This is a genomic window from Aeromonas sp. QDB54 (genome assembly GCF_027707385.1).
Lineage (GTDB): Bacteria > Pseudomonadota > Gammaproteobacteria > Enterobacterales > Aeromonadaceae > Aeromonas > Aeromonas hydrophila.
This window is the reverse complement of record NZ_JAPCIT010000030.1, coordinates 1-11834: the sequence shown is the minus strand read 5'-3', so window position 1 is coordinate 11834 and position 11834 is coordinate 1. Positions and strand designations below refer to the sequence as shown.

The 11834-nt window shown below is 59.9% G+C and carries 10 protein-coding genes; 9 read left to right on the top strand and 1 reads right to left on the bottom strand.

The annotated features are described in order from the left end of the window. Nucleotides 1-6: 6 nt before the first annotated feature. The 9 genes from PG881_RS21330 (at nucleotide 7) to PG881_RS21290 (ending at nucleotide 10136) form a co-directional block, all read left to right on the top strand. Nucleotides 7-375, top strand: coding sequence for a response regulator (locus PG881_RS21330; protein ID WP_011704967.1), 369 nt, complete (start codon nucleotides 7-9; stop codon nucleotides 373-375). Nucleotides 376-389: 14 nt separating this feature from the next. Continuing rightward, on the top strand, nucleotides 390-716 hold the full coding sequence (locus PG881_RS21325) for an STAS domain-containing protein (RefSeq protein ID WP_017408761.1): 327 nt from the start codon (nucleotides 390-392) through the stop codon (nucleotides 714-716). Nucleotides 717-742: 26 nt separating this feature from the next. Further along, a complete protein-coding gene (locus tag PG881_RS21320; protein WP_270802735.1) occupies nucleotides 743-2956 on the top strand; it encodes a chemotaxis protein CheA in 2214 nt (737 codons plus the stop codon). Nucleotides 2957-2971: 15 nt separating this feature from the next. Then, a complete protein-coding gene (locus tag PG881_RS21315) occupies nucleotides 2972-4894 on the top strand; it encodes a methyl-accepting chemotaxis protein (protein WP_270802733.1) in 1923 nt (640 codons plus the stop codon). 12 nt (nucleotides 4895-4906) lie between these two features. Continuing rightward, a complete protein-coding gene (locus tag PG881_RS21310) occupies nucleotides 4907-5479 on the top strand; it encodes a chemotaxis protein CheW (protein WP_016349735.1) in 573 nt (190 codons plus the stop codon). Nucleotides 5480-5554: 75 nt separating this feature from the next. Beyond that, the gene (locus PG881_RS21305) at nucleotides 5555-7723 is read left to right on the top strand and encodes a methyl-accepting chemotaxis protein (protein WP_270802731.1); all 2169 of its coding nucleotides are present in this window, start codon (nucleotides 5555-5557) and stop codon (nucleotides 7721-7723) included. Between the two features lie 56 nt (nucleotides 7724-7779). After that, on the top strand, nucleotides 7780-8583 hold the full coding sequence (locus tag PG881_RS21300; RefSeq protein ID WP_029301656.1) for a CheR family methyltransferase: 804 nt from the start codon (nucleotides 7780-7782) through the stop codon (nucleotides 8581-8583). A gap of 10 nt (nucleotides 8584-8593) precedes the next feature. Further along, nucleotides 8594-9064, top strand: coding sequence for a chemoreceptor glutamine deamidase CheD (cheD, locus tag PG881_RS21295; RefSeq protein ID WP_011704960.1), 471 nt, complete (start codon nucleotides 8594-8596; stop codon nucleotides 9062-9064). A gap of 10 nt (nucleotides 9065-9074) precedes the next feature. Further along, nucleotides 9075-10136, top strand: a complete 1062-nt coding sequence (locus tag PG881_RS21290) for a protein-glutamate methylesterase/protein-glutamine glutaminase (protein ID WP_270802729.1) — start codon at nucleotides 9075-9077, stop codon at nucleotides 10134-10136. 53 nt (nucleotides 10137-10189) lie between these two features. Here the strand turns inward: PG881_RS21290 and PG881_RS21285 are convergent, their stop codons facing one another. Continuing rightward, on the bottom strand, nucleotides 10190-11422 hold the full coding sequence (locus PG881_RS21285) for a cysteine desulfurase-like protein (protein WP_270802727.1): 1233 nt from the start codon (nucleotides 11420-11422) through the stop codon (nucleotides 10190-10192). Between the last annotated feature and the right edge of the window lie 412 nt (nucleotides 11423-11834).

Below are 11834 nucleotides of genomic sequence, written 5' to 3'. Positions count from 1 at the left end.
AGAGATATGGCCAAAACAGTCCTGATCGTGGATGACTCGGCAACCATACGCCAGGTCGTCGGCATGACGCTCAAAGGCGCCGGTTACGAGGTGATGGAGGCTTGTGACGGCAAGGACGCCCTCAAGAAACTCGACGGCAAGAAGATCAACCTCATCATCAGCGACGTCAACATGCCGAACATGGACGGCATCAGCTTTGTCAAAGAGGCCAAGAAACTGGCCAGCTACAAGTTCACCCCGGTGATCATGCTGACCACCGAGTCCCAGGACAGCAAGAAGCAGGAAGGGCAGGCTGCGGGAGCCAAGGCCTGGGTGGTCAAGCCGTTCCAGCCGGACCAGATGCTGGCTGCCGTCGCCAAGCTCATCATGCCCTGAGTCAGGAGGCATTCATGCCGCTGCATATCGAAACGGGCGAAGAGAAGACAGTTGTGGCCATTGCGGGCGAGATGACCATCTATACCGCAGCCGAGCTCAAACAGGCGCTCACTCCCCTGCTCTATCGCCAGCAAGAGCTGGAGCTGGATCTTTCCCAGGTCAGCGAAATGGACAGTGCCGGTCTGCAACTGCTGCTGGCCGCCAAGAAGACGGCGCTGCAGGGCGGCTATCCACTGCATCTGGTCATGCACAGCCATGCGGTACTCGATGCCCTTGAGCTGTGCCAGTTGGCAACCTTCTTCGGCGATCCCACCCTCATCCCCCACCCCGATCACGCCTAGCCGGTTCCGCGGACAAGGAGTCATTCGTGAGCATCAATCTTGATCAGGCCCTGCAAACCTACATCGCCGAGGCACGTGAGCTGCTCGAGGAGATGGAGTCCGCACTGCTGACGCTGGAAAACGAGCCGGACAATAGCGAGCTCATCGGCGCCATCTTCCGTGCTGCCCACACCATCAAGGGCTCCGCCAGCCTGTTTGGCCTGCAACCCATCGTCAGCTTTACCCACATCGTCGAGGATCTGCTCGATCAGGTGCGCAACCAGCAGCTGGCGATCAGTGAAGCACTCATCAAGGATCTGCTGGAGAGCCGGGATCACATCGAACGCCTGGTCAGCCTGGTGGCCGAACAAGGGGAAGCGCTCGGTGCGGATGAGCAGGCTCAGGATGAGCAACTGAGAAGGAACCTGGCACGCCATCAAACCACCAGCCAAGCCGGCCTGCCGGAACACAACCCACCGGCCGAGACCAGCCCGGTCAGCAAGGAGGAGGGTCATGTCAGCACCACGTCTCTGTGGCACATCTCCCTGCGCTTTGGCACGGATGTGCTGCGCAACGGCATGGATCCCACCTCTTTTCTACGCTACCTCGGCACCATGGGTACCCTCTGCGCCATCGAGACCATTCACCATGCTCTGCCCGACTGGGAACATTTCGATCCGGAGAGCTGCTACTTGGGCTACGAACTCGATCTGGATACCCAGGCCGACAAGAATGCCCTGAGCGATGTGTTCGAATTCGTGCGCGATGACTGTCGTATCACCATTATCCCGCCCCACAGCAAGCTGGCCGAGTACATCGACCTCATCAACGCCCTGCCGGAAGACAACGAGATGCTGGGGCAGCTGCTGGTCAAGACCGGCGCCCTGACGGCCAGCGAGCTGGTACTCGGGCTGCAAGCCCAGCATGAACAGCCGCAGACCGACGCCGGCAAACTGGGAGAGATCCTGATTGCCCAGGGTGCCGTCAGCGAGGTGGTAGTGGATGCCGCACTCAAGAAGCAGAGCCAGAACAAGGAGAGCAAAAACAAGGAGGGACGCTATGTCCGGGTCCATGCCGACAAGCTGGATGACCTGATCAATCTGGTGGGCGAACTGGTGGTCGCCAGCTCGGGAGCCAACCTGCTGGCTCAGCGTTCACGGGACAGCCAGCTGCAGGAGGCCAACTCCACCATTGCCATGCTGGTCGAAGAGATCCGGGATGGTGCACTGCGCCTGCGCATGGTGCCTATCGGCGATACCTTCAACCGCTTCCAGCGGGTAGTGCGGGATGTCAGCCATGAACTGGACAAAGACATCGCCCTGGTCATCACCGGCGGCGATACCGAACTGGACAAATCGGTGGTGGAGAAGATCGGCGATCCCTTGATGCACCTGGTACGCAACGCCATGGACCACGGCATCGAGCCGGCTGAAAGAAGAGTCGCCGCCGGCAAGCCGGCACGGGGCACCCTGACTCTCAACGCCTATCACGACTCTGGCAGCATCGTCATCGAAATCCAGGACGATGGCGCCGGCCTCAACAAGGCCAGGATCCTGCAAAAGGCGCAAGAACGCGGCCTGGTAACCACCAATGTCACCCTGACGGATCAGGAGATCTACCAGCTCATCTTCGAACCCGGCTTCTCCACGGCGGAGGCTATCACCAATCTCTCCGGCCGCGGGGTGGGCATGGATGTGGTCAAACGCAACATCCAGGCCCTGCGTGGCAGTGTCGAACTCGACAGCAAACCCGGCCTCGGCACCCGGGTCCAGATCCGGCTACCGCTCACTCTGGCCATCATCGATGGCTTTTTGGTGCGCGTCAGCACGACCCACTACGTCATCCCCCTCGACATGGTGATCGAATGCGTGGAGCTGACCCAGAGCGCGCTGGCCGATACCCAGGGGCGCAACTACATCAATCTGCGCGGCGAAGTGCTGCCTTTTGTCCGGCTGCAGCACTACTTCGACGTCGAGGGCACCAGAGGTCGCCGGGAAAACATCGTGGTCGTCAGCCACGGCGGCAAGAAATCCGGCCTGGTAGTCGACGAGCTGCTGGGTGAATTCCAGACCGTCATCAAGCCGCTCGGCAAGCTGTTCCAGCGCCTGCAGGGGATCAGCGGCTCCACCATTCTGGGAGGCGGTGAAGTTGCCCTCATTCTGGATATCCCCTCTCTCATTCAGCACGCCATCGAACAGGAGCTGGGCCAGCTGAGCCAGTACGCCATTCCACGTCTGCAAACCCAACCTAGAGTCAATTAACGCCAGGAGCCTGTCATGTTCAAAAACTCCACCATCAAGCTGCGACTCACCATTTTACTCTGCCTGCTCTGCGCACTGCTGCTGGGAGTGGGAGCATTGGGGCTCTACAACATGCAGAGCAGCAACAAGGGTCTGCAGCGGGTCTACAACGATCGGGTGGTGCCGCTCAAACAGCTCAAGACCATCTCAGACAATTATGCCGTCGCCATCATCGACAACGTCAACAAGGCCAATGCGGGCCTCATCAGCGCCGAAGAGGCGCGGCAGCAGATCCAGCATGCCCAGCAGCAGATCAAGCTGGAGTGGCAGCATTACCAGGCCACCAAGCTGACCGAAGCCGAGCAGAAGCTGTCAGCCGAGGCCAACAGCCTGTTCAGCGCAGCGGATCGGGATATTACCCGGCTGGAAGCATTTCTCTCGACCCAGCGCGGTGTCGTCACCGGCATGCTCAACGAATTTGACGGCAAGCTTTACAGCTCCATCGATCCCATCGGTGGCAAGATAACCGAGCTGGTCAGCCTGCAGCTCGACGTCGCCAAATCCGAGTACGAGCAGGCGCAGGCCTGGTACGACGTCATGCTGCTCACCATGCTGGCGGTCGTTGCCGCGGGCATGGTGGCTGCCGCCTGGTTTGGCATCGTCCTCATCCGCAGCATCATCTCCCCCATCAACCAGGCACTGCAGGTAGCCAACCACCTGGCCGAAGGCAACCTCGACGTCACCATCGATATCGGAGCCCACGACGAAGCCGGGCAACTGCTGCTGGCCATGCAGAACATGGTCAACAAGCTGACCGCACTCATCAACGACATCGAGACCCTGGTGACTGCCGCCGTCGAGCAGGGAAACTTCAGTTACAAGATCGAACTGGATGGACGCCAGGGCTACATCAAGCGGTTGTCCGAACTGCTCAACCGTCTATCCAACGTCACCGACACCAGCCTCAACGATGTGATGCGCATCGCCACCGCCCTGTCGCGGGGTGACCTGACCCAGAAGATAGAACAACCCTATCCGGGTATTTTTGGCCAGACCAAGGATGGCCTCAACAGCACCATAGAGGCGCTGACCGCCATCATCGAAGAAGTGCGCAACGCCGCCGACAATCTGACCAATGCCTCCAACCAGGTCAGCACCACGGCCCAGTCCCTGAGCCAGGCCACCAGCGAACAGGCTGCCAGCGTGGAAGAGACCAGCGCCTCCATCGAACAGATGAGCGCCAGCATCAACCAGAACACCGACAACGCCAAGGTCACCGACAACATGGCCAGCAGTGCCGTGCTCGAAGCCACCGAAGGTGGTCGCTCGGTCCAGCAGACGGTGGCCGCGATGCAGCAGATCGCCCGCAAGGTCAGCATCATCGACGACATTGCCTACCAGACCAATCTGCTGGCACTCAACGCCGCCATCGAGGCTGCAAGGGCCGGTGAACACGGCAAGGGCTTCGCGGTGGTGGCCGCCGAGGTCCGCAAGCTGGCCGAACGCAGCCAGATAGCGGCGCAGGAGATAGGCGAGCTCTCATTGAGCAGCGTCGATACTGCCGAGAAGGCCGGCAGCCTGCTCGACAAGATAGTGCCCTCCATTCGAAAAACCTCCGATCTGGTGCAGGAGATCAATGCCGCCTCCGGTGAGCAGGCCAGCGCCGCCAACCAGATAAGCCTTGCCATGAGCCAGCTCAACCAGGTGACCCAGCAAAACGCCGCCAGCAGCGAGGAGCTGGCAGCCACGGCCGAAGAGATGAGCTCTCAGGCCAACGAGCTGCAGCAAACCATGGATTTTTTCTCGCTGGAGAACCTGAGCAAACCGGCAAGGACTCACGAGAGCGGACATAAAGGATTGCCCCCCAGAGGCAAATTTGTCATGCCGACCCAGCACCCACTGCACGGCAATACGGCAGCGCAACCTCAGGTTGACGAGGCCGATTTTGTCCGTTTTTAACCGGAGAGCCCCATGAGCATGTCTACCGAAGTGGCCGTCCAGCCCGGCACGCTGGCCCCTGATAACCAGGGCGATGCCCAGTACCTGACCTTTCTCATCAACGGCGAGATGTTTGCCATCAACATTCTCGGGGTCAAGGAGATCATCGAATACGGCAACATCACCCCCATCCCCATGATGCCGAGCTTCATCCGCGGCGTGATCAACCTCAGGGGAGCCGTGGTCTCGGTGGTGGATCTCAATGCTCGCTTTGGCAATGCCCCCTCCAGCATCACCCGCCGCAGTTGCATCGTCATTATCGAGGGAGTGCATCCGGACGACCCGGAACACGGCAATCAGGACATCGGCGTGGTGGTGGATTCCGTCTCCGAAGTGCTGACCATTCCCTGCAATGAGATAGAGCCACCACCGAGTTTCGGGGCTCGCATCCGGGCCGACTTTATCAGCGGCATGGGCAAGGTAAATGGCAAATTCGTCATCCTCATCAATACCGAGAAGGTGCTCTCCATCGACGAAATGGCACAACTCAGCGAACTGACCCAGCAGCAGGAACGGTTGCTGGAACAGAAGCCACAGACACCGTGATTCAGGCGTAGCAAGCAACAAGAGTGTCGCTCACCACACCACACAGCAATGACATGTCGCACAAGGATAAGGCTCATGACTCAATCATTTTTTGGCAATCTGTTCGGCAACGGCAGCGCTCATGCCTTGCTGCAGGAACAACTGCTCCAGCTCATTGGTGCAACCCGATCGCTCCAGCAGGGGATCAAGCAAGGCGACCAATCAGCCCAGCTGGAGCTGGGGTCGCTCAGCGGCCCGCTGCGGGAACTCTGTCAGGAGTTCAATACCGTGCTGGCGCTGCTGGGGGAGCGTCTTAGCAACACCCTCGCCACCATCAGTGCCAACCAGACCCTGTATGACGAAAACCTGCGAGTGCGCAAGGCGCTGGATGGGGCCTCGACCAATGTGATGATCGCCGATACCAATCTAGACATCGTCTATATGAATGAAGCCGTGCTCGCCATGCTGGGCCAGGCCGAATCGGACATACGCAAGGATCTGCCCAATTTTGATGTCAGACAGCTGATGGGCAAGAACATTGATACCTTCCACAAAGACCCTTCCCATCAGCGCAGCATGCTGGCCAAACTGAACAGCACCTATCGCGCCCAGATAACCGTCGGAGGGCGTATCTTCTCGCTGATCGCCAACCCGGTCTTCAACGATGGCGGCGAACGGCTTGGCTCCGTTGTCGAGTGGGCAGACCGAACCAAGGAGATCGCCATCGAAAACGAGATGAAGGCAGCCAGCGCAGCGGCCAAGATCGCCGCTGCAGAGAGCCTGCGCGTCAAGAAGGCGCTCGATGGCGCCAGCACCAACGTGATGATCGCCGACACCGATCTCAACATCATCTACATGAATGAATCCGTCAAAGAGATGCTGAGCCTGGCTGAAGCGGATATTCGCAAAGAACTCTACAACTTCAATTCAGCCACCCTGATGGGGGCCAACATCGACAGCTTCCACAAGAATCCGGGCCATCAGCGCAGCATGCTGGCCAAGCTGAACAACACCTATCGTACCCAGATCCTGCTCGGCGGGCGCACCTTTTCGCTCATCGCCAACCCGGTGTTTGGCGACGATGGCGAACGGCTCGGCTCCGTGGTCGAGTGGTCGGATCGCACCAAGGAAGTCGCCATCGAGCGGGAGATGTCGGAGATCGTGCAGGCGGTGATCAACGGCGAACTGCACCGCCGCATGGATCTGACCGGCAAGAATGGCTTCTTCCAGACCCTGGGAGAGGGCATCAATCGCATCGCTGAGGTGATCGACACCAGCCTCAACGACGTGATCCGGGTGGTGCAATCCCTGGCCAGAGGCGACTTGACCCAACAGGTCGAGGCCGACTACCCCGGTGTGTTTGGCACCACCAAGGACTCCCTCAACCAGACCATCGTCTCGCTGACCAATATCGTCACCGAAGTACGGGGCGCATCTGACAATCTCTCCAGCGCGGCCGAGCAGGTCAGCGCCACCGCCCAGTCCATCAGCCAGTCAAGCAGCGAACAGGCTTCCAGCATGGAAGAGACCAGCGCCTCCATCGAGCAGATGAGCGCCAGCATCAACCAGAACACCGACAATGCCCAGGTCACCGATGGCATGGCCAGCAAGGCCGCCAAGGAGGCCGTGGAAGGCGGTGAGGCCGTCAAGCTCACGGTCGATGCCATGAAGCAGATCGCCAAGCGGATTGGCATCATCGATGACATCGCCTACCAGACCAATCTGCTGGCCCTCAATGCCGCCATCGAGGCCGCCCGGGCCGGGGATCACGGCAAGGGCTTCGCCGTGGTGGCCGCCGAAGTGCGCAAACTGGCGGAGCGCAGCCAGGTCGCGGCCCAGGAGATCGGCGAGCTGGCCTCTAGCAGTGTCGACATGGCGGAGAAGGCGGGCCGTCTGCTCGATCAGATGGTGCCCTCCATCAACAAGACCTCGGATCTGGTGCAGGAGATCAGCGCCGCCTCCGCCGAACAGTCCACCGGCGTCAGCCAGATCAACATCGCCATGAATCAGCTGAGCCAGGTCACTCAACAAAATGCCTCCTGCAGTGAGGAGCTGGCCGCCACCGCCGAGGAGATGAGCAGCCAGGCAGAGCAACTGCAACTGGCGATGGAGTTCTTCACGCTGGAACAGCACAAGCACGGCGCCAACCAGAAGGCACCCGCCCGCGGTGGCCCACGGGGGCGTTTCATGCACGAGGGCAACGGCCAGGAAGGTGTAGGCACCACGCCCCGCCCTCACAATGACGCCGACTTTATCCGCTTCTAGCCTGATGCGGGTGGGCCAAGCTCACCCGCATCCCGCTCACCGCAGGGAGTTCGCGCGTGTATCAGACCCAGTTGCATGATGATGAATTTGCGCAGTTTCAACGCTGGATCCACCAAACGGCGGGTATCGACTTGTCACCGGCCAAGAAGGCCCTGGTCGCCAGTCGCCTGTCAAAGCGGCTCTGCCACTACGAGCTGGAGAGCTATGGCGACTATTTCAGCCTGATCATGAATAACCGGGGGGCAGAGCTGCAGGTCGCACTCGATCTGCTCACCACCAACGAGACCTATTTTTTCCGCGAACCCAAACACTTTGAATTTCTCGGCAACAAGGTATTGGCACAACTGCCAAAAGAACGGGCGGTGCGGATCTGGAGCGCGGCCAGCTCTTCCGGTGAAGAGCCCTACAGCCTGGCCATGACCCTGGCCGACAATCTGAACCATGGCAGTTGGGAGGTGATCGCCTCGGATATCTCGACCCGGGTGCTGGAGCAGGCCAGAGCGGGGCAATATCCCATCGAGCGGGCCCACAACATCCCACTGCCATTTTTGATGAAGTACTGCCTGAAAGGGGTCGGTTTTCAGGAAGGCACCTTCATCATCGATCGCAAGCTGCGCGAGAAGGTGCAGTTTCATCACATCAATCTGAATCAGGAGCTGCCCGACATCGGGCTGTTCGACGTCATCCTGATCCGCAACGTGATGATCTATTTCAACCGGGAGACCAAGGCCCAGGTACTGCAACGGTTGGTGCCGCGCCTGCGCAAAGGGGGCTATCTCATCGTCAGTCATGCCGAGAGCCTGAACGGTCTGCCCCATGGCCTGCAACTGGTATCGCCTTCCATCTATCTGAAACCATAAGGGTTTCAATATGAGAGAGGTCTCGCTGCAACCCGGAGAATTCTATTTTGGGCAGGATGACACCATCATCCGCACCCATCTTGGTTCCTGTGTGGCCATTACCATGTGGCACCCAGAACAGAAGCGAGGCGGCATGTGCCACTACATGCTGCCCAGCCGCGGTCACAGCACCATGAGTCTGGACGGCCGCTATGCCGATGAGGCAATTCAGCTATTTATCAATGAGATAAGCAAATATCCCGCTCCCATCCACGAATACGAGGTCAAGCTGTTTGGCGGCGGCAACATGTTTATCGAACAACAAACGCTCAACACCATGAATGTGGCCATCAGGAACATCAAGGCTGCCTGGCAACTGACCCAGCACCTGGGCCTCACCATCAAGGCCCACCATCTTGGCCATGCGGGACACAGAAGCCTGATTTTTGAGCTGGCCAACGGCAATGTCTGGGTGCGTCATCACCGCTTGCCACATCGCTAAGGGGACGGGAATGAAACAGATCAAGGTCATGCTGGTGGATGATTCCGCCGTGGTCAGGCAGGTATTGCAGGCCATTCTCGAGCAGGAGCCGGATATCAAGGTCATCGCCACCGCGTCTGATCCGCTGTTTGCGCTGGAGAAGCTGAAGAAGGAGTGGCCGGACGTGATCGTGCTGGACGTGGAGATGCCGCGCATGGACGGCATTACCTTCCTCACCAAGATCATGGCCGAGCATCCAACTCCCGTGGTCATCTGCTCCTCCCTGACCGAGAAGGGAGCAGAGACCACACTGCAAGCCATGGCCGCCGGCGCCGTGGACATCATCACCAAGCCCACCGTCGGCCTGAAAAGCTTTCTGCAGGAGTCGGCGCAAGAGCTGGCCATGGCGGTACGCGCCGCCGCCCAGGCCAATGTCAGACGACTGGCCAAAGTGCCCACCCCCAGCGTCGCCCCCAAGCTCAACGCCGACGCCATCATGCCCGCCGCCAGCCAGCATGCCATGGCCCAGACCACCGAGCGGATCGTGGCGATCGGTACCTCCACCGGCGGCACCCAGGCGCTGGAGGCCGTGTTGACCACCCTGCCCCGGGTCTGCCCCGGCATTGTCATCGTGCAGCACATGCCGGAGAAGTTCACAGCTTCGTTTGCCGAGCGGCTCAACAGCCTGTGTCAGATAGAAGTGCGGGAGGCCAAGAGCAATGACAGGGTGATCCCCGGGCTGGCGCTGATCGCCCCCGGCGGCAAGCACATGCTGCTCAAACGCAGCGGCGCCTACTATCACGTCGACGTGATGGACGGCCCCCTCATCAACTGCCACCGCCCTTCGGTGGACGTGCTGTTTCGCTCGGTGGCCAAGTTTGCCGGCGGCAATGCCACCGGCATCATCATGACCGGGATGGGGGATGACGGCGCCCGCGGCTTGCGGGAAATGCTGGAGGCGGGCGCCAATACCTTCGCTCAGGATGAGGCCTCCTGCGTGGTCTTCGGCATGCCCAAGGAGGCCATCAAGCTTGGCGCCGCCCGCCATGTCTTGCCGCTGCAGGATATCCATCACGCCATCGTGGGCCGCTAGCAGGCGGCAGAGATATGAAACGACACAGCCCGGCATGACCGGGCTGTTTTATCTCAATGCGGCATATCGTCGAGCAGGGCAAACAGGCGGTCAATCTCGGCCGAGGTATTGTAGTGCATGCAGCCTATGCGCAGCACCCCATCACTCACACCCAGTTGCTCAACCAGTGCCAAGGCATAGAAGTGGCCAGCCCAGCTGCATACCTGATGCTGCCCCAAAAACTCGGCTATCTCGGCCGGGGTATGACGGTTTGACGTCAGGGCGAAGGTCGGGGTGCGCCCCTGACTGCCGTGAATGCCGTGCAGGGTGAACCAGGGCCGCTCGGCCAGTTTGGCCAGCAGGTGCTCGCTGAGCTCGCGTTCATGGGCCTGGCTACGGGCAAACGCCAGATCGAGGCGTGCTTCCAGCTCATGCTCGGTGCCGTCCAACCCGGACAAGGAGGCCAGGTATGCGACGGTGGCCTCCACCCCGGCCAGCGCTTCCCAGCTCTGGGTACCTGTCTCCCACTTGTAGGGCGCCACGTTCTTGGCCGGTTCGACCTTGTAGGGAGTGAAATGCGCCAGGTGACGATGCTTGCCGTAGAGAATGCCGAGATGCGGGCCGAAGAACTTGTAGGCGGAACACCCCAGAAAATCGCAATCCCAGGCTTGCACATCGATACGCTCGTGGGGCGCAAAGTGAACCGCATCCACATAGAGCAAGGCCCCGACCCCGTGCACCGCATCGGCGATGCGAGGGATATCGACCAGGGTGCCGGTGGTATTGGAGGCCGCGGTCACCGCCACCAGCCGGGTCTTGGGCCCCAGCAGACTGAACAGATGCTCATAGTCCAACCCGCCGGTGACCACATCCACTCTTGCCTGATGCACCACCACGCCACGATCCGCCGCCGCTTGCTGCCAGCTGGAAACGTTGGAGTAGTGATCGAGCGCGCTGACGATGATCTCGTCACCGGCCTGCCACTCCCGCGCCAGCGCTCGGCTGAGCGCAAAGGTCAGGGTGGTGAAGTTGGCGCCGAACACTATCTCCTCTGCCCGCTCAGCCCCCAGCAACGCAGCCACCGCCTGCCTGGCCCGCAGCGCCTGCTGCTCGGTCACCCTGGCCGAGAAAAAGGGGCCCCCCAGATTGGCGTTGAAGTGACCGAGGTAATCGGTCATGGCGGTGAGTACGGCATGTGGCACCTGAGCGCCACCGGGGCCGTCGAAGAAGATGGGGGCTTTGCCCTCAACCAGCTGATTGAGAGCGGGAAACTGGCCGCGCAACACGGCGATATCGAGAGCCTGCATAGGGAGAGTCCACAATCCATGTTAACAGTTGAATAACATGGCGAGAGTAAAATGCGGCAGCAGCAATGTCCATCAAGGAAGCGGTCAGCCATCACACTTAGAAGAGAAGGTGATTTTTTCAGTACAAAACGCTACTCGGTACATCTTGTCTGGTGACGCTTCACACCCGCGATGAGCCCTGGATCCGGTCTGACAGCGACAGGGAAGTCGTTGATAAGCGTGAAAAATGAGCGACAAATATCAAAAAATGACCGAATAGCACTTTTTTATCGCCAGATAGGGCCACCAGGGGTTCACAAAGAGCGAAGATCTGATAGTATGCGCCTCGCACTTGGGGAGGGGTTCCCGAGCGGCCAAAGGGATCAGACTGTAAATCTGACGGCTCTGCCTTCGAAGGTTCGAATCCTTCTCC

Bases quoted from the DNA above. Each gene is read 5' to 3' on its own strand.
- cheD (WP_011704960.1), top strand. From the start codon at position 8,594: ATGAGAGAGGTCTCGCTGCAACCCGGAGAATTCTATTTTGGGCAGGAT.
- PG881_RS21290 (WP_270802729.1), top strand. From the start codon at position 9,075: ATGAAACAGATCAAGGTCATGCTGGTGGATGATTCCGCCGTGGTCAGG.
- PG881_RS21285 (WP_270802727.1), bottom strand. From the start codon at position 11,422: ATGCAGGCTCTCGATATCGCCGTGTTGCGCGGCCAGTTTCCCGCTCTC.
- PG881_RS21330 (WP_011704967.1), top strand. From the start codon at position 7: ATGGCCAAAACAGTCCTGATCGTGGATGACTCGGCAACCATACGCCAG.
- PG881_RS21315 (WP_270802733.1), top strand. From the start codon at position 2,972: ATGTTCAAAAACTCCACCATCAAGCTGCGACTCACCATTTTACTCTGC.
- PG881_RS21305 (WP_270802731.1), top strand. From the start codon at position 5,555: ATGACTCAATCATTTTTTGGCAATCTGTTCGGCAACGGCAGCGCTCAT.
- PG881_RS21325 (WP_017408761.1), top strand. From the start codon at position 390: ATGCCGCTGCATATCGAAACGGGCGAAGAGAAGACAGTTGTGGCCATT.
- PG881_RS21310 (WP_016349735.1), top strand. From the start codon at position 4,907: ATGAGCATGTCTACCGAAGTGGCCGTCCAGCCCGGCACGCTGGCCCCT.